Raw genomic sequence first — 18,238 nt, forward strand, 5'->3', positions numbered from 1 at the left:
CAACTTTTAATCAATTGTCCAATTATTATTTCACTTAATCAGCCGTTTTTATAAGAAGCATCCCGATATTCACACCTTATTTTTCCTCTTGATTAGAAATGACAGGAAAATCCCCAATCCGTATAACCCGACAAGAGGCAAAGCCAGAAAAGTCATGGTAAAGGGATCGCTGGTCGGCGTAATAACCGCGGCAAAAATGAATATAAGCACGATGGCTAATCTTAACTTGCGGATGTAAAAACTGGTCGAAGCCAGCCCTATGGCTGAAAAGAAAAGCATGACCACGGGCAATTCAAAACTCACGCCGAAAGCCAATGTAAGGATTACAAACAACGAAAGGTAATCCCCCAGAGTTATCATCATTTTTATATGCTCGCTGCCGCCGTAACCGGCCAGGAATTGGAAAGCAGTTGGGATTAAATAAAAATACCCGAAAAGAACGCCTGTAATAAACAAAACCAACGAAAGCAATAAATACGGCAGGACATATTTCCGCTCGCGCGGGTAGAGTCCCGCACCGATAAAACGCCACGCCTGCCACAACCCAAACGGAGAAGAAAAAACCAAGGCAACGATAAAATTGACCTTAAGAAAGACCAGCATCGTTTCCGGGTATTCAAGCGCGAACAAATCGGCGGGCAATTTAAGCGCACTCATCGCCTCATGATGCGGCCACCAGATTATCTGGAAGATTTGCTCCTGGAAGAAAAATGAGGTAATGAAAAACGCCAGGAAAAATATGCTGAAACAAATAAGACGGGCCCTAAGTTCCCTGAGGTGTTCGCCTAATGTCAGGCGTTTTTCCTGCACTACATCTACCATGTAAGCCCTAAGATACCGTAGAGTTCCTTTTCCCTAATGATTAATGCGCCAAATTGTTTGGATAAATCAAAATTCTTATCCTGGGCATATCCTTCGCCGATTATCAGGTAATTTATTTCAGGAACAATTTCTTCCAACACTGTCCCGCCGAAATCCTGTATTTTCTTGGTTAAATCAGCCTGGGTATACCGCCCAATCGGTTTGCCGGCAAACCCAAAAACCTTTGACTTAGTCCGGCTGTAAATCTGGCTGCTAACCATATCGCCGACTTTCATGGGAACATTGGGATCAAAAGTGCCTTCAATTACCGACGCTTCGCAATAGGTATCGTACGACTTGAAAATCTTTACCTTGCCTTTATTCATATGCATGCCGCCTTTTTCGATATTGAATACATCAAACTCCATTCCGTCGAGCACCGCATTCTTTTTGCCGAGATTAACGTAAACATAACCGTTGGTAAAATCAGAGAAAATGACTTCTCCATCCACCTCAACCGTTTCCCTGTTAAGGCGTATTTTCTGCCTTATTTTATCCAGGCGATCCTGGGCTTCTACCAGCTGCTGGGTAAGCCCGATAATATCCTGTTCTTCCTTCTTTGTATTAAAGCTCAGTTCCTGCGCAATACTCTTGATTTCACGCACACGGCTTTGGAGATCCGACTCTCCCTGGTCTATAATACCCTTAATCCTGTTCAAAGTAGTAATAACCGATTCGATCTGGGCGTTTATTTCAGCGTTTTTGCTTTCCCACAACTGGCTCACTTCCTGGATTACCTGCAGCTTCTGTTTGCGGGCGGAATCTCGTTCGGAAACGGCGCTGGTTTCCTTCGTTTCGTTGTTCTTGACAATCTGCTCAAGTTCGACGATAAGCTTATCGATTGTCAGGTATTTATCCAGGCTCCCCATGGATGATTCTTCTTCCGGCCAGGAATCGTATTTTTCCAGCTTATGATTTTCCTTAAGGTACGCCACCCACCAGTTAAGATGATCCCTTAGCTTGGCTTTATTGGTCCAGCCGCCTTTTATCTTACGCCACTTACCCTCTTCCCGCCAGCCGACCATCCGGGAAAGCAACAATAACATGTTTTCTTCGGTGGAACATTCGGCAACTGAAACCGATTTTTTATTTATTGCCTGTTCAAGCTTCTTTTCGACCTCTTCGCGCTCTTTTATGCCGGAATAAATGACTATCCCGGTAATTATGATAATCAACCCGCAGACAATACTGATGTATAACCCGGTTGCTTCTTTGCGGATTTTCTTTTTTATTACTTTACGCGCCATAATTCATATCTCAATCGCTTAGATAAAACGTCACGCTTTCTTCCGCTTCCTTGTTTTCCAGGTAAGGGATATTCAAGAGCCTCATGGTTTCATAGGTGGGTAATATCTCATAGTTCCGGCCCAGGATTGCAAAATCCGTCATCAAAGAAACCTCTGTTTCCACCACCACACCCAGGCTGTTTAATTTGCGCTTGATTTGCTCCAGGTTATAATGGAACATATCCCGTTCAATACTGCCTATTAATGCGACATAAAGCGTTTTGTTCGGACGGTAGAAAACATTGGTGATATAATCCCCTTCCAGAATCGGATCCAACTCATCTTCTAACTTATTGATGGAAACCTGGCTGTATGTTTCGAAAATCTTTTTAACCTCAACCAACCCTTTCCATTTTCTCTTGCCGTTTTTATCACGCCGGAATACCCTGAATTTCATTCCGAGCTTTAAGTTATCTTTTTCCCCCAGGTTTACGAAAGCGTACCAATCCTTGACCGCCGGGTTAATGATTTTCCCCTGGATTTCAATGATATCACGGTTAACCGCTCCTCTTGAAGAATTGGATTCTATTTCCTGCTTGGTCAACTGTATTTTATATTCTATTTTCCTGCGTTCCTCCTGCAATTCGGCTATTTTCTTGTCACGTACCGCCGTTAATTCGTTTCTTTTACGGTTCAATTCGTCAATCCGGGTGTTATAATTGACGTTTTCATTGGTTTCGATTGCGGAAACCTGATTTTTCTTGGCGGAAATATCATCGATTTCGGATTTTTTATACTCGTCGATTTTATCGCGAGTTTCCGTAAATTTACGGTAACGCGCCTCGGCAGAAACCTTGCCTGATTCGGCCAAATTCACCCCAAGGTAGGATGAAGTCACTTTAATCCCCACTATCCCGATAATATCCTCAAGGGTCGAATCTTCGCCCCCGATTTGCTCCTCACTTGTAATATTGGATTGCAAATTATATAACTTTATTTTATCTTCCAAAAGCTTGCGCACTTTTTCCTTATCCACGACCATACCGTATTGGCTGATTTCGGTAATATAGGGCGACATTTTCAGGATATCTTCCGTATAATTCCCCTTGCGTTTCTCGACGATTTTGGTCTCCGCTTCTTTTTCCTTGATATTTTCTATTATTATCAGGGTGCGCCCGGTTATGATGTAAGAAGTGACGATTCCGATACAAGCAACCATTACCAATATCACCACCACGAAATTGGCGATGCCTGAATTGTCCTTTAGATTTGAATCTCTCATGGCAGCCATATTAAATTTATTATTTAAATTTGTCAATAAAATACTTGACACTGATTTGATTTTAAACTACAGTAACAACGATAAATAAGTCAGGACATCTCTAAAACCTCTTCAGTGGAGATATATATCCTGCATTTAATGGTTAGTTCTTCAGGTAAGTGCGAAAAAAAATAATAATCATAGGGATTTCCGGAGGTATAGGCAGCGGCAAAAGCACGGTCGCCAGATTATTCAAAAAGGCCGGCGCAAAAATAATCGATGCGGATAAAATCGGACATGCCGTTTTGAGTCTCCGCGGGATACAAAAAAAATTAGTTAGTTGTTTCGGCAAAGGAGTAATAAGCAAGTCCAACCGGGTTAACCGCCAGTATCTGGGCAGGCAATGTTTCCTTGACAAGAAAAATATCGCGAACTTAAATAATTTAGTCCACCCGCTTATCCGGAAAGAAATAAAAAAACAGATAAAAGCTTATAAAAAAGGAATGGTCATACTGGATGCGGCGCTTTTAATGGAAAAAGGGCTGTATAAAATATGCGACTACCTTGTTTTTGTAGACGCCCCTTATAAAACACGTTTAAAAAGAGTTGTGATGAGAAATTGGTCGAAATCAGAATTAGCCCGGCGCGAAAAATTCCAGGCTTCCCTTTCAACCAAGAGAAAAAAATCGGGATTCATCATCTACAATCAAGGTGATTTAAACAACACCAAACAACAAGTTTTACAAATTATTAAACAAATATCTGAAAGGAGCTAAACCTATGGTTCCAAGAACCCCGAAAGAAGCCAAAACATCGGAAACCGCCGAAACAAAGTTAAAATCTAAAGCAAAGCCATCAGAAATTAAAGAAATCAAAGAAATTCTCCCTCCCTCTCCCCCGCCGCCTCCTGCGCCAACCGAAGACACCAAGTATGAGGAAATCAAAAAAGGCGAGCTTTACCTGACAAAACTCCAAAGCATGACCATGGAAGAACTGCTTAAAACCGCTAAAAGGGAAAACGTCCCTGAATATAGCGGCCTTAAAAAACAGGAGTTAATATTCAAAATACTCAAGGAAAAAGTCAGCCAGAATGGAATGCTCTACGGGGAAGGTGTGCTGGAAATTCTCCCAGAAGGATTCGGGTTCCTACGCTCACCCAGGTATAATTACCTGCCCAGCCCGGATGATATATATGTATCTCCTTCCCAAATCAGGCGGTTCAACATGAAAACAGGGCTCGTTGTCTCCGGCCAAATCCGGCCTCCCAAAGAAGGCGAAAAATACTTCGCTCTCCTCAAAGTAGAGGCAACCAACTACGAAAATCCGGAAAAACTATTCGAAAAAGTATTCTTTGAAGAGTTAACTCCTCTCCATCCGCACGAGCGCCTGATACTGGAAACCAGGCCGGATGAAATATCCATGCGCATCATGGACTTAATCACGCCCATCGGCAAGGGACAGCGCGGATTAATCGTCGCCGCGCCCAGGACAGGGAAAACCGTGTTCCTGCAGAAAATCGCCAACAGCATCACCACCAACCACCCAGAAGTTTATATGATTGTGTTGCTGATTGACGAACGCCCGGAAGAAGTGACCGATATGGAACGCTCGGTCAAGGGCGAAGTCATCAGCTCCTGCTTTGACGAACCGACCAGCCGCCACCTCCAGGTAGCGGAAATGGTCTCGGAAAAAGCCAAAAGGCTGGTCGAATACGGAAAAGATGTGGTCATACTCCTGGATTCAATTACCCGTCTGGGAAGGGCTTATAACACATTGGCCCCCCACAGTGGCAAGATAATGACCGGCGGTATTGATTCCGGCGCCTTGCAGGGACCCAAAAAATTCTTCGGCGCCGCCCGTAAAATCGAAGAAGGAGGAAGCCTTACCATCCTCGGCACGGCACTGGTTGATACCGGCAGCAAGATGGATGAAGTAATCTTCGAAGAATTCAAAGGCACCGGCAACATGGAAGTCCATCTGGACCGCCCCATGGCAGACCGGCGCATCTTCCCGGCAATCGATATCACCATGTCCGGCACCAGGAAAGAAGAGCTGTTGCTCGATCCGGAAGAACTCCGCAGGGTCTGGATGCTGAGGAAAGGCCTCTTAAGCGAAAAGAAGAATCCCATGGACGCCATGGAATGGCTGATTGAAAATATCAGGAAAACCAAAACCAACGCCGAATTCCTGATGAAATTCAAAGTTTGAAGCTCTTGCAGAGCGAAAAACCCCGTACCCGATAGTGGCGCGTGGGTATAATCAAGAATATAAAAGGAACATATTAATATGAAGCTGAAAGGCACGAAGACGGAAAAGAACGTATTAGCCTCATTTGCCGGAGAATCGCAGGCGCGCAACCGCTACACCTATTTTGCCGGGGTTGCCCGGAAAGAAGGCTATGAACAAATTGCCGCTTTATTCCTGGAAACCGCGGAGAATGAAAAAGAGCATGCCAAGGTATTCTTTAAATTCCTGGAAGGCGGTGATACGGAAATAACCGCGTCTTATCCGGCCGGAGTTATCGGCACGACCAAAGATAATCTCAAAGCCGCGGCAGACGGTGAAAAGATGGAGTGGGGCACGCTCTATCCGGAAGCGGAAAAGATTGCCAAGGAAGAATGCTTCCCGGAAATCGCCCGCGCCTTTAACCAGATTGCCAAGGTGGAAAGCCACCACGAACAGCGTTACCGGACACTCCTTAAAAACGTCACGGACGGCACGGTCTTTAAAAAGGCGAAACCGGTCAAGTGGATATGCCGCAATTGCGGATTCATCCATGAAGGCACGGAAGCCCCGAAAACCTGCCCGGCTTGCAGCCATCCGCAGGCCTATTACGAGGTTTTGAGCGAACAGTATTAAGAAAGAAGGTTAGTATGCCCTACGCAAAGCACTTAAGCGCACTGGAAGTCTTAGGGATTGCCATAATGTCCGAAATAGAAGCCGCCTCTTATTACAAAAAAATAAAGAACGCGATAAAGAATCCGGCTCTAAAAGAAAAACTATCGTTCCTGGTCGGCGAGGAGCAAAAGCACCGCAGGATTCTGGCCGATATTTACCATAAAAAGGCAAATGGGGTAAGGCTTTCCAAGCCGCCGGATTCGCTCGTTCCCAGGCCAATCACCCAGAAAGGCAAAACGACTGTATCGGTCTTGCTAAAATCAGCCATGAAAGCCGAGCTGGACGCGGAAAATTTTTACACCATGCTCATCGGCAAGATGAAAGATCCTCAGGCAAGCATCATTTTAAGGTATATCGCGAAGATGGAAAACAGCCACTATCATATTTTGGAGAACGAGGTGGAAATAATCAGCCGGGCACGCGACTTAAAAGAGATGATGCACCTAACCGACGAAGCAGTCCATCTCGGTCCGTAATAAATCTACTCCTAACTCACCTCAATTGCAAGATACAACAAGTTATTCTCGGTACTAAAGTCAATGCTAACCTTAAAGCCTTTGGTTGAGCATTGATTAACTAATTCATTAATCGCCTTGTTTTCCTGGCGGATGATTTCAGGGCTGTAATTGTATTGCACAATACGCGCTCCGGATTTGGAGATTTGCTGGACGAATTTATTCCTGAATTCACCTGACTTTTCCGGCTTGGTTATTGATACCGGTTTCGTGCCGTAGCAATTATCCTGTTTAGTCATCAGTTTCATCACCGCCGAATCTCCGCTTAACCACCGCGCGGCAAAAGGCCCGGCTCCCCTGATAATATCCTTGTATCCGCTAAAGGGTAAAACTAATTGGCTCTGCCTTAAGGCAACGATATATGCCTTGTCATCAATTGTTTCTATAAAACGGCTTGCCCTTTGCGAGCCTACACGCGCAAATGCCTTCTTGGTTTTCCCCGCGTATTTTCGGTGGCTCTTTTTTATCTCCGTTAGCATCTTATTAATAATCTGCTCATATTTCTTGCCGGTTTTAGTCAGGTAACCCTGATTAAGCAATTCAATAAATTCTTTTATAGTAGACTTGGCAATCTTTTGGGAGTAGTCGCCTATTCCGCTAATCGCCTTTTTAAGGTTGAGGCGCATTTTGGGGGCGGCTTTTTTCATGGAATCGCGCCATTTTTCCAGATATTCCCTGGGCGGTTCTTCCGGAATAAAGACGGCTATCTTGATTTTAGAGAGGATTGGCAGTTCCATATCAGATAATATAGCATAGGGAGCCAAAAACGCCCACGAAAATGAGGCGTTTCCATCCTGTTATTTATATGGCAGTTAGGAACCCCTCCCCCCGCTCTAGGGGTGGGGGGTATCTTACCCCCTACCACCCTGTGGGATACCGGCACGTAGCTTAAGGGATACCGACCCGTAGCTGAAATCTACCCTGAGGCACGCTGAAAGAATACCGATACTATGCCTAAATCTACCCGTCCACACGCTGAAATCCACCCTGAGACACGCTGAAAGAATACCGGCACGTAGCTGAAGAGATTAGGGCACGTATCTGAAAGGATTAGGACACGTATCTGAAAGGATTATGGCACGTATCCGAAAAGAATAGAGAGCGTGGCTTGTATCTACACTGCACCGTTTTCTTTAATTACTCCAACATGAGGCGGTATTTTTGACTGGTCGAAATAGACCTTGTTTTCCCGTTTCAGCCAGCCGGTAGATAAGATAGTTATATACGGCTCGGCTTTTACCTTTTCCGGCAGTTCGGCCAAACTGGTCGGGCCGTGCTCATTGAGGAATCTCCATATCTTTCCGGCGGTATCGCCGATAGCATTGTCAAGGTCAACCTTGCCTCGTTCCTTGTTGGACGCCTGACCGTAAACCAGACCTTTAATAAAGGCTTCGTTACGTTGTTTTACTTCGGGTTTGGAATCGTATTCCCTGGCGCACATGGTGGCATAAGTCGCCCGCCAATTCCTTAAGTCATCCTGGCAATTTTTGCATTTGGCTAAATGATTGAATAGCTCCTCCTGCGGGATATCAATTTTCTCGCCCATGACATAGTTAGTGATGGCTAATTCATACTTCGCGCAGGTATTATTTTTTGTCTTTACCGTCTTCATGTTTTATCCCTTTCAATCTCTTTCTGATATTATAAACTTTCTGTTTAAGAGCGTCAACAGAATATTGTTTGAATCTCTCCTTTTTGACAATATCTATATATTCCACCTTTTGGCTGACTAATTGCATCAGTTCCAGCTCTTCATCGTCCAATTTGGAAGAGGCGTCTTTTAATTGTTCGGCAACATCTTCATAATCCGAGGTGGTCGGCGTGGTTTGTGCATAAAGGACATCCACTAAGTTTGTATCTTCTTTAGTGAAAATCTCCGAGGTGGTTTTCTTTTCCCTGCGGTGCTTCTTATCCGCATTGAGGCAGGCGAAATAGGTGATTTTATAAACCCATTTATTGAATGCTCCGGGTGTTAACTCCGTAAGTTTTTTCTGGTTTAACTCATTCCAGATAGTCATAAGGACTTGCTGGCGGACATCATCTAAGAACGATTTATCTTTAACGAATAGGCTGATACCACAGAGGTAGCCGAGGATGATGGTGGAATAGCGGTTAAGCAGGATTTCCAGCGATGATTTATCTCCTTTGTAGAACGATTCGACTAACTGTTCGTCGGTACGATTATCTTCCATATTCAGTATTCATTAATTCAGTATGGCATACCCGCCTCTAACGGAATTACATTAGCCCATTAGTTTCTAATAGGGCGGTATCGGAAACAATATCTTTGGCCGGACCATCAGCTATAATTTTCCCTTTATTGATAACTATTACCCGTTGGGTAACTCTGGCTATCATCTCCAGATTATGGCTGGCAATTATCCTGGTTTGCTTAAGTCCTTTCAATATCTCTATAAAATCTTTGCGGCTGTGCGGGTCAAGATTGGCGGTCGGTTCGTCAAAGACGATTATTTCAGGCTCCAGCACTAAAATACCCGCCAAGGCTATCTTTTTCTTCTCGCCAAGGCTCATGTGATGCGGCATTTTATCGGCATAAGCGGACATGCCAAACCGATTGAGAATGGCATCTGTCTTTTTCCTGACCTCATTTTCAGGAAGGCCGAGGTTTAATAACCCGAAAGCAATGTCTTCAAACACAGTGGGCATAAAGAGCTGGTCATCCGGGTCCTGGAATACCATGCCGACTTTCCGGCGGATAGCCCGGATATTGCGGTCATCTACCGGTAGGCTGGAGATTGAAATCGTCCCAGTTGTCGGCCGAAGCGTGCCGTTAAGGTGAAGTAAGAGCGTGGATTTGCCCGCACCGTTAGAGCCGATAATGCCGACCGATTCGCCCGCACTTACGGACAGGTTTATCCCGTCCAGTGCCAGATGCCCGTCGGGATATTTGAATACAAGTTCTTTTATGCTTATCATATAAATTACAAATTATAGGTTTCCCATATAATTGTTAATAACGCAACTATTACCGCTGCGAACACGGCGTCGGCGGCGCGGAACTTCAGGTTGTCTATGCGCCTGATAGAGCCGTCAAATCCGCGCGCCAGCATGGAGGCGTAAATACGTTCCGACCGCTCGTAAGACCGGATAAAAAGCAGTCCTATCATATTGCCGATGACCTTTATCTGCCTCAGGAGATAGCCGCCGAACCAGCGGCTCAGCCGCGCGTGCTGCATCCGCTCGGTTTCGTCCAGCAGGACAAAGAGATAGCGATACATAAACGAGACCATGGTTATCAGGACACGCGGGACCCGCAGGTGCGCAAGACCGTGCAGGATATCATTAAACGGCGTAGTCGCCACCAGCAGTGTTATTAGCAAAACCGAAGAGACCGATTTGACCAGGACATTCCAGCAGACCATCAGTCCTTCGTAGGTAACTTGGGCATGGATAAACCAGAGGTCTATCCGAAAGGCGGGTTGGCCCTCCTTGAGGAAAGGCACGAAGATAACAATCATTAGGACAAATGGGATGACCAGCAATGCTCTGCTTATATAAAACCATACCGGAATGCGGCTGAGAATAACCAGCCCCAGAATAAGCAGACCATACTGGCTAAAGGTTATGAACTGCTTGGGCGGCGTCAGGACAACCATTATGACAAACCCGAGAAACACGATTATTTTCGTTCTCGGGTCAAGCCGGTGCAGCAAACTATCCCGTTTGCTATAAGTATCAATCAAATGATATTCCATAATTTATGTAAACGGATTTAGCGATTAGGCCGCTAAACCTGTTTGCTTTTATCTCTCTTGCTAATTACTAGCATCAATAAATAGGTTATCCCGAATACGACTAAGACGCCCAGTCCTCCGGCAATAGCCGTGGCAATTTTCTCGTCGCTCACGCCCGGGAATACGTAATCCGGTATCAAGCCGGTCAGAAAAGAATGGGCTTTTTCTATGAAGCCTTTGTCCTCGCCGACTTTCTCCAATCCGTCCGGAGAAGATGACGCAAACGGCGATAAAAGTATGGCCAGAACCAGCGAAACAATCAATCCTATAACAATTATTTTTTTCATAAGCATTCTCCTATATTATATTTTTGTTAATTCTAAAAGGTCAGGACGGACCGCCAAAATAAGCGTCAGCACCGCAGTGGTTATGAGTGCCTCGCCGATGCCGATAATCATGTGGACTCCGGCCATCGCAGGCAGGGCGATATTTAAGGCAATAGTGCCGGAAAAAGCCAGCTCCAAAGCGCAGGCTCCGGACGCCAAAACGATGGAAGCCCAGCTGGCGACAAACACCCCGATAAGTTTGCCGGGTTTGCCTTTTATGACAGAAGAAAGTAAAAAGTAGATAAGATATCCCGATAACGAACCGACGACGCCCATATTAAATATATTGGCGCCGAGCGCGGTGATGCCGCCGTCGGCAAACATCAGGCACTGGACAACCAGGACAATGGACATTATAAGCGTTCCGGCAAACGGCCCCAGGAGCACGGCGGCCAGAACCGCACCCATAAAATGGCCCGAGGTGCCTCCGGCCACCGGGAAGTTAAGCATCTGGGTGGAAAAGATAAAGGCGGACATAATCCCCATCAGCGGAACGTGCTTTTCCCCGAGTTTTCGGTTGGCGCGGACAACACTCAACGCGACAAAGCCGGCTGACACGGCGCTTAACGATGCCCACGTCTTGGTATCTAAAAATCCATCCGGTATATGCATATTATTCTCCTTTTAAAAGTTTATACTGATTCCGTTAATGACTGCGTAATCACGGTTGCTGTCGTTCAAGCCTAATCTTACGGCAAAGTCCATGGTAACCTTTTGGTTAATGCCCCATGTTATTCCGACCGCCCCCGTGACCGGGTTATCAGAAAAATCTGTTCCCCAATATGGTTCCGAGGTTATTTCACCCAGCAGGGTTAAGTCTTTGCCAATAGCTTGCTGTAACCCGATTCCGAAGAAACCACTGTTGTCATTCCAGATATCAGATTTGGGCAGGTCAATTACATTATATCCGCCGTTTGCGAATAAGGTTAAATCACCGAATGATTTGGTAATAACAAAGAGAAGACCGGCATCGGTTTTACCGGAGCCCAGGCTTTTGGATTCACTTCCACTGGGGGTTTTTAGCGCCAGCTTAACCAGCATGGCCGGGCGCGTGTCGTTTTCAGGCAAAATCAGATATTTAGAACGGAGGGTTATATCGCCTATGCCATAGGTATCCTGGGTCAGATTAACCAACGGTATCTCTATCCCTGCATCTAAATTATCGGATAGTCCATAATTGAAAACATTAGTCACGGTGTAATCCGTATTAGTATTTTCCGGCATGGTAAATTCAAATCCCACTTCCATAGACAACTTATTAATCGGTGTCGTTCCGCAGTCCTCAGTAACTAGCGGCCGGCATGGCAGGGCGTCTGATGCGGTAGCCATCAATATGCAAATTATCATGATAATTCGTTTCATAATTCACACTCCTTATCGTCATGAAACACTTCACAAATAATGAGGTGTGATTGACCAGCCCACCCATCCCGACGAAAGGACAGGCGTCGTCATGGCCGGCCAATCACGTAACACTCATTTAATAATCGTGTTACTATAGCATAAAAAATATATTCTCATCTATGGTATCTTATGTCCGGTGGTCGCCATTGATATGACGCAGTGCTTGACGCCTTTGGTGGCCTTCAGCGCCTGCAACAATTCCTGTGCCTGATTAGGCTTGCCTTTAACCACCACGATTTCCAGGCAGTTATTATGGTCTAAGTGTATATGCTGGGTAGAGACAATGGCATCGTGGAAATCGTGCTGGACGGAAATAAGTTTTGTGACCAGTTCGCGTCGGTGGTGGTCATAGACCAGGGTGATGGTGCCGGCAACCTCTTTGCCCTTAAGCCATTCCCTCTTGACCAGCTGTTCCCGGATTAAACTGCGCAGGCCCTGGGATCGGTTGGTAAAACCGCCTTCCCGGATAAAGCGGTCGAAATCATCCAGCAGGTCTTTTTCCAGCGATACTCCAAATCTAACCAGTTTAGCCATAGAAACCTCCAGTATCACGAATATCTATATCGTAGCACTAATAAATAATAATGTCAAGTATTTTATATGATTTTTATAAGGCGCTATTTTTTTATAACAAGTAATGGGATCATACTATCGATTCTGCGGATATCTCTTGTCATAAATAATTTCAACTATTTCCTGATTTTCTAAAGATTTCTTGTTACTTCAGCCAAATTCCGGACTGTATAAGTGGAGGGAAGGAAGGTGATGATGCCTTCCTGAAGCCTTCCCGCCCAAAAGGGCGAGGTTCGCTATAAGCGACCGGAAAGAATATATGAAAGAATTAAGAAAATGTAAAGAAGACAAATGCGAGAACCCGTTACCAAACGGTAACAATCCCATCAGCTGGACTGCCAGAAACATGGGATATTGCCGGTATTGCTACCTATCTTACTATCCCAAGCGTAAGCGGAGCAATCGGGCACCGTTAAGATGGGGTTCAAGGCCTTTGTTATCAACCAGCCAGCGGAACAAGATGTATAAGGGCGTCTTTGAGAAGACCGGCAGAAGGCTCTGGAGCTATTCTTTCTATAGGGAATGGATGGCAATCTGGGAAGAGAAATTAGCCACTCCGCGCAGGAGCGATATCAGGGAGAGAAAGGAAGGATAAGAACGTGAAACGCATAATAATTATTATAGTTTTAGGGATTTTGGCGATTTGGTTTACCGCATTGGTAACCAGGCCTGCTGAATTGCCTTCAGATGTCCGGATTATACGGGTCTTGCCGACTGCTGACAACCCGTATGAAAAGGAATATAATGAATTACTGAAACCGACCGTTAAGGTTACCACAGGCTTCGGCACGGGTTCGGGCGTTATTATCAATAGCGAGGGGTATGTATTAACTGCGGCTCATGTGGTAGGCAAGGAATCATCTGTAATAATACATGTATACGATTATTATAAATGGACAGAGGAACTATTACCGGCATCTGTAGTAATAACAGATACTACCAGGGATTTAGCGCTTATTAAAATAACCGCCTCCTCCCGCCCCCTTTCTGACTGTGGACGTCTTGCCCCGAAGGACTATAAGCCTTACCTCTTTACGCCTGTATACGTGGTGGGTTGTTCTTTGGGGCTGGCTCCACGGCCATCGGAAGGAATGATTACCGCAATCAATATTGATAGCTGGGAGATTTCTGCCCCGATACTTCCCGGAAATTCAGGAGGCCCAGTGTTCGATAAACGAACTCATGAATTAATAGGGATAGCGGTTTGGGTTCGGCTCTATGGCAACCAGCTTATTACCACAATGGCGGGGATTGTTCCTATTAATCAAATATACGATTTCTTAGATAGCCACAGAGACTCAAAGGACACGGAGAAGATTCTTAATAAGTCTTCTTTCTGTTCTTTGCGCCTTTGCGGTGCAAGCTCGCCTTTGATGAACTGCGATGAGCATAAGTCAAAGGGTGAAACTGCTGATGTGCCGGTGATTGGTGAGCTAGACACTAATCAGAGAGACCGGCTTGTCAGCCTAACCCAAAGAAAGGAGTAACAACATGACAATCGTATCTAAAGTAGACCTGTGGATACCAGCGAACGTGCCCCCTTCCCCGGATATGGAGCAGAAGTGGTCAGACGTTTTGCAGACAGTTGCGTCGCTCATCAATGACCGCCGCAATTCCAAGATACCCGATGAAGCGGCTTTCCAGAACAAGGTTGTGGAAACCTCTAATCAGGCATGGGCAAACGTCTTTAACTCTGCCTATCGTTCCAAGAGCGGTAAGACCTACGACATGATGAAGAACGCGCACGACCAAAACCTTCAGCAGTCGTATAACCAGTGGAACGACAAGCTCAATCGGATGTTCGAGACAGTCGACGGCGTGGTTGCCAAAAGATTCAAGGACGTAGTTTCTTTTGCCAAGAAATTCTGGTCCGAGGCCATCGGCAAAGGCGTCTTAAGGCTGACCGGCGATAAGCGGCGCGATTCCGGCGCGGCTACCATTGCGACCCACTGGCTCATCGGAGAGCCAATGGCCGCGGGTATGTTGCGTCCTCAGGATACCGGCGTAGTCGGTGGACCGTATCGTGTATGCAGAATTGAACTCGTCCAGGCCTTAAAGGCAGCCTTGATGGAAAGGCTCGTCCAAGCGGGCGTGGTGATTTTCAATGCCAATTACTCGATGCCGGTAATCACGGCGGAGAACACGGTTATCAATACCTTGATACAGGGTTTCATTGACCCTGCGTTGGGATTGGAATCGTTTACGCCCGGCGGTGCTTCCCATCTTGACTTTGCCAAGCAGGGAGCACTCCTGAAGATTTCACTCCAGGTATCGCAGGTGTAAGGACAGGCAAAACCCCGGCTTCTTCCGGCCGGGGTGATTGCCTCTTTTTGTATGGTTCTAAATCCAAAGCCGCCTTGAAATTTTGCTTGACATTAAATCAGATTGTTTTTATAATGCGCTATTCTAGTAAATACAGATTACATAAATATAAAGGAGGAAAAATATGGCACCAAAGGCATCAAAACAGCTCCTGGAACTCCTGAACAAAGGCATCGCCCGCGAACTGCAGGTCGCCGTCCAGTATATGTGGCAGCACGTCCAGTGGAGCGGGGTAAAAGGCTACGCCGTAAAAGACGGCCTTAAGGAAATCGCCGTGGCGGAAATGAAACACGCCGAGAAAATCGCCGAGCGTCTCTTCTACCTGGGCGGAACCCCCACCACCAAGCCCGAACCCATCTTTGTCGGCAAGACCCTAAAGGAAATGATTAACCGCGATGTCAAGGATGAAGAAGGCGCCATTGTCCTTTACAATAAAATAATCGCCTTAGCCAAGAAAGAAGGCGATGAAGTGACCAACAGAATCTTCCGCGAAATACTCGAAGATGAGGAAGACCACCACGATACTTTCAGCTCGATTGCTGAAGAGATATAAATCTTTATAGTTAATAAGGAGAGAAATATGACGAATTGCGGATGCGGATGCGGCAAGAAAGCTAAAGCCAAGAAAAAAGGCAAGAAGTAAGTCTCCATCCCGCCCCGGCACGCGCTGGGGCGGGGTAGGAGACCCTAAAACATCGCCTTAGATATCAGAGTGCAACTTTGCGATTAATGAAAATGCGGTCGGACAGTTTCGGATACAGCACACCACTTTTTCATTGTATTGGCGCAATTATTTTGACAAGGTTCGCTTTACCTGCTTATATGCACGATTCCATAAACTATATTAGATTCTCATAGAAAGGAGAGAACTATGGATTGCAATTGCTGCGGGACACCGCAAGACAAGAACAAAAAGGCATGCAAGCCCCCGGCCGGCGCGCCGGCCAAAGCCGCCTCAGACGATTTGATTGAGGCAAACACCATCACATCCATGATGGATGAAAAAAGGAAGTTCGAGCCGCCCAAGTCGGTCTCCGAAAAGGCTTATATCAAGAGCTTCAAGCAATACAAGGAACTATACGATGAATCAATCAACAATCCCGATAAATTCTGGAGCGAACGCGCCAGCGAATTACACTGGTTCAAGAAATGGGATAAAGTCCGCGACAGCAACTTTGCCAAGGCCCAAATCAAGTGGTTCGTCGGCGGCAAAATGAACGCCTCCTACAACTGCCTGGACAGGCATATGGAAACCAAGGCAAAGGATAAAGTCGCCATAATCTGGGAAGCGGACAACGGCGAGACGCGCAAATTCACCTATGCGCAGCTTTACAAACAGGTAAATAAATTCGCCAACGCCCTGAAGAAACTCGGCGCCAAAAAAGGCGACAGGATTACCATATATCTCCCGATGATTCCGGAACTGCCGGTAGCCATGCTTGCCTGCGCGCGCATCGGCGCCATCCACAGCGTGGTATTCGGCGGATTCAGCGCGGAATCCCTGATTGACCGCATCCAGGACTGCAAATCGTCCATGATGATTACATCAGACGGCGGTTTCCGCGGCGGCAAGAATATCCCGATGAAAGAAACCGCGGATAAAGCAATCGAGAAATGCCCCTCAATCAAGAGCGTTGTCGTGGTCAAACACGCCAATGTTAATATTAACATGATATCCGGGCGCGATACCTGGTTCCATGACCTGATGAACGATAAGAGCATCGCTGAAACGTGCAAGCCGGAAGAAATGGACGCGGAAGACCCGCTCTTTATCCTTTACACCAGCGGAAGCACCGGGAAACCCAAAGGCGTCATGCATACGACAGGCGGATACTCGGTTTATACCTATCTCTCATTCAAATGGATATTCGACTGCCACGATGACGATATCTTCTGGTGCACGGCCGATATCGGCTGGGTTACCGGCCATAGCTACATCGTTTACGGGCCGCTGGCCGCGGGCGCGACCGAAGTGATGTTCGAAGGCATACCGACCTATCCGAAAGCCGACCGCTTCTGGGAAGCCGTCGACAAACACAAGGTAAGCATTTTCTACACCGCGCCGACCGCCATCCGCGCGCTAATGGGTTGCGGCGAAGAATGGCCCAATAAGCATTCGCTTAAATCCCTACGCATACTCGGCAGCGTCGGCGAACCGATTAACCCGGAGGCCTGGATATGGTATTACAAGAATATCGGCAAGGAAAAATGCCCGATTCTGGATACCTGGTGGCAGACCGAAACCGGCGGGATACTGATTACCCCGTTCCCGGGCGCCACAGCGGTGAAACCCGGTTCGGCATCAGTCCCGTTCTTCGGAGTCCTTCCAGAAGTCGTCAACGTGGAAGGCAAACCTGTTAAGACCAACGAAGGCGGATACCTCTGCATTAACCAGGACTGGCCCGGAATGATGCGCGGCGTCTACGGCGACCAGAAACGGTTCTTTGATACATACTTCACCAGGTTCCCGGGCAAGTATTTCACGGGAGACGGCGCCCGCAAGGATGAAGACAATTTCTACTGGCTGATGGGACGCGTTGATGACGTCATCAACGTTTCCGGACACCGCATCGGAACGGCCGAAGTGGAAAGCGCCCTGGTTTCCCACCCGAAAGTTGCCGAATCAGCCGTGGTCGGATTTCCCCACGCAATTAAGGGACAGGGCATCTATGCCTATGTCACCCTTAAAGGCGGCAACGCGGGAAGCGACGAGCTGAAAAAAGAGCTCACCGGCCACATCACCAAGGTAATCGGACCGATAGCCAAGCCGGATATCATCCTCTTTGCCCCGGCGCTCCCCAAGACACGCAGCGGCAAGATTATGAGGCGTATCCTTAGGAAGATTGCCGAAGGCGATATGAGCAATATCGGCGATACTTCCACGCTGGCCGATCCGTCGGTCGTGGATAAGATCCTGGTGGATGCCAAGGAAGCAGCTGCAAAATTGGCGAAATAACCTTTAGTTAATACCTATAACCCCGTCCCGACAAGTTGTCGAGACGGGGTTTTTTATTGCCATGGCACATCTATAATCGGGCCAAACGACTGAATTAAGTGTCTTGTCCCAACCAGTTTACCGTCGAGACAGGGTGCACAG

21 protein-coding genes are annotated in these 18,238 nt (G+C 46.6%); 9 read left to right on the top strand and 12 right to left on the bottom strand.

What is annotated here, in order from left to right; genetic code table 11:
• Positions 1 to 69: 69 nt before the first annotated feature.
• Genes tatC through HY811_05365 form a run of 3 tightly spaced genes read right to left on the bottom strand, consistent with a single transcriptional unit; the run spans position 70 to position 3,369 of the window.
• On the bottom strand, positions 70 to 822 hold the full coding sequence (tatC, locus tag HY811_05355; GenBank protein ID MBI4834226.1) for a twin-arginine translocase subunit TatC: 753 nt from the start codon (positions 820 to 822) through the stop codon (positions 70 to 72).
• Positions 816 to 2,108 (bottom strand): hypothetical protein, encoded by a 1,293-nt coding sequence (locus HY811_05360; GenBank protein ID MBI4834227.1) that lies wholly within the window; start codon positions 2,106 to 2,108, stop codon positions 816 to 818. Before HY811_05360 ends, tatC begins: the two co-directional genes overlap by 7 nt.
• A 10-nt stretch (positions 2,109 to 2,118) precedes the next feature.
• Positions 2,119 to 3,369: a hypothetical protein gene (locus tag HY811_05365; protein ID MBI4834228.1), complete on the bottom strand. Its 1,251-nt coding sequence runs from the start codon at positions 3,367 to 3,369 to the stop codon at positions 2,119 to 2,121.
• Positions 3,370 to 3,527: 158 nt separating this feature from the next.
• Between HY811_05365 and HY811_05370 the strand changes: the two genes are divergently transcribed.
• From HY811_05370 to HY811_05385, 4 genes are all read left to right on the top strand, one after another.
• Entirely contained in the window at positions 3,528 to 4,124 is a 597-nt protein-coding gene (locus tag HY811_05370; GenBank protein MBI4834229.1) for a dephospho-CoA kinase, read from the top strand.
• A 4-nt stretch (positions 4,125 to 4,128) separates the two neighbouring features.
• Positions 4,129 to 5,556 (top strand): transcription termination factor Rho, encoded by a 1,428-nt coding sequence (gene rho / locus HY811_05375; GenBank protein MBI4834230.1) that lies wholly within the window; start codon positions 4,129 to 4,131, stop codon positions 5,554 to 5,556.
• 78 nt (positions 5,557 to 5,634) lie between these two features.
• Positions 5,635 to 6,207 carry a rubrerythrin family protein gene (locus tag HY811_05380; GenBank protein MBI4834231.1) on the top strand — a complete coding sequence of 191 codons (573 nt, stop codon included), beginning with the start codon at positions 5,635 to 5,637 and terminating at the stop codon, positions 6,205 to 6,207.
• 14 nt (positions 6,208 to 6,221) lie between these two features.
• On the top strand, positions 6,222 to 6,722 hold the full coding sequence (locus tag HY811_05385; protein ID MBI4834232.1) for a ferritin family protein: 501 nt from the start codon (positions 6,222 to 6,224) through the stop codon (positions 6,720 to 6,722).
• Positions 6,723 to 6,733: 11 nt separating this feature from the next.
• On the opposite strand, the gene HY811_05390 is transcribed toward HY811_05385, so the two are convergent.
• The 9 genes from HY811_05390 to nikR all read right to left on the bottom strand — a co-directional run bounded on the left by HY811_05390 (position 6,734) and on the right by nikR (position 12,780).
• Positions 6,734 to 7,498: a hypothetical protein gene (locus HY811_05390; GenBank protein MBI4834233.1), complete on the bottom strand. Its 765-nt coding sequence runs from the start codon at positions 7,496 to 7,498 to the stop codon at positions 6,734 to 6,736.
• 377 nt (positions 7,499 to 7,875) lie between these two features.
• Positions 7,876 to 8,373 carry a winged helix-turn-helix domain-containing protein gene (locus HY811_05395; GenBank protein MBI4834234.1) on the bottom strand — a complete coding sequence of 166 codons (498 nt, stop codon included), beginning with the start codon at positions 8,371 to 8,373 and terminating at the stop codon, positions 7,876 to 7,878.
• Entirely contained in the window at positions 8,348 to 8,953 is a 606-nt protein-coding gene (locus HY811_05400; GenBank protein MBI4834235.1) for a hypothetical protein, read from the bottom strand. The genes HY811_05395 and HY811_05400 overlap by 26 nt, the downstream gene beginning before the upstream one ends.
• Positions 8,954 to 8,999: 46 nt before the next feature.
• Entirely contained in the window at positions 9,000 to 9,698 is a 699-nt protein-coding gene (locus HY811_05405; protein MBI4834236.1) for an ABC transporter ATP-binding protein, read from the bottom strand.
• Positions 9,699 to 9,703: 5 nt separating this feature from the next.
• Positions 9,704 to 10,465, bottom strand: a complete 762-nt coding sequence (gene cbiQ, locus HY811_05410; protein ID MBI4834237.1) for a cobalt ECF transporter T component CbiQ — start codon at positions 10,463 to 10,465, stop codon at positions 9,704 to 9,706.
• Positions 10,466 to 10,509: 44 nt separating this feature from the next.
• Entirely contained in the window at positions 10,510 to 10,803 is a 294-nt protein-coding gene (locus tag HY811_05415; GenBank protein ID MBI4834238.1) for a PDGLE domain-containing protein, read from the bottom strand.
• 15 nt (positions 10,804 to 10,818) lie between these two features.
• A complete protein-coding gene (locus tag HY811_05420; protein MBI4834239.1) occupies positions 10,819 to 11,454 on the bottom strand; it encodes an energy-coupling factor ABC transporter permease in 636 nt (211 codons plus the stop codon).
• A gap of 12 nt (positions 11,455 to 11,466) precedes the next feature.
• On the bottom strand, positions 11,467 to 12,204 hold the full coding sequence (locus HY811_05425; protein MBI4834240.1) for a transporter: 738 nt from the start codon (positions 12,202 to 12,204) through the stop codon (positions 11,467 to 11,469).
• A 159-nt stretch (positions 12,205 to 12,363) separates the two neighbouring features.
• Positions 12,364 to 12,780, bottom strand: coding sequence for a nickel-responsive transcriptional regulator NikR (gene nikR / locus HY811_05430; protein ID MBI4834241.1), 417 nt, complete (start codon positions 12,778 to 12,780; stop codon positions 12,364 to 12,366).
• 298 nt (positions 12,781 to 13,078) lie between these two features.
• Here nikR and HY811_05435 point away from each other — a divergent pair, with 298 nt between their 5' ends.
• The 5 genes from HY811_05435 to acs all read left to right on the top strand — a co-directional run bounded on the left by HY811_05435 (position 13,079) and on the right by acs (position 18,097).
• On the top strand, positions 13,079 to 13,414 hold the full coding sequence (locus HY811_05435; GenBank protein MBI4834242.1) for a hypothetical protein: 336 nt from the start codon (positions 13,079 to 13,081) through the stop codon (positions 13,412 to 13,414).
• 4 nt (positions 13,415 to 13,418) lie between these two features.
• Entirely contained in the window at positions 13,419 to 14,306 is an 888-nt protein-coding gene (locus HY811_05440) for a trypsin-like peptidase domain-containing protein (GenBank protein ID MBI4834243.1), read from the top strand.
• A gap of 4 nt (positions 14,307 to 14,310) precedes the next feature.
• Positions 14,311 to 15,102, top strand: coding sequence for a hypothetical protein (locus tag HY811_05445; GenBank protein ID MBI4834244.1), 792 nt, complete (start codon positions 14,311 to 14,313; stop codon positions 15,100 to 15,102).
• 163 nt (positions 15,103 to 15,265) lie between these two features.
• The gene (locus HY811_05450; protein ID MBI4834245.1) at positions 15,266 to 15,694 is read left to right on the top strand and encodes a ferritin; all 429 of its coding nucleotides are present in this window, start codon (positions 15,266 to 15,268) and stop codon (positions 15,692 to 15,694) included.
• A gap of 438 nt (positions 15,695 to 16,132) precedes the next feature.
• Positions 16,133 to 18,097, top strand: a complete 1,965-nt coding sequence (acs, locus tag HY811_05455; GenBank protein ID MBI4834246.1) for an acetate--CoA ligase — start codon at positions 16,133 to 16,135, stop codon at positions 18,095 to 18,097.
• Positions 18,098 to 18,238 lie beyond the last annotated feature (141 nt).

The organism is Planctomycetota bacterium (assembly GCA_016207825.1).
In the GTDB taxonomy this organism is placed as follows: Bacteria; Planctomycetota; MHYJ01; order JACQXL01; family JACQZI01; genus JACQZI01.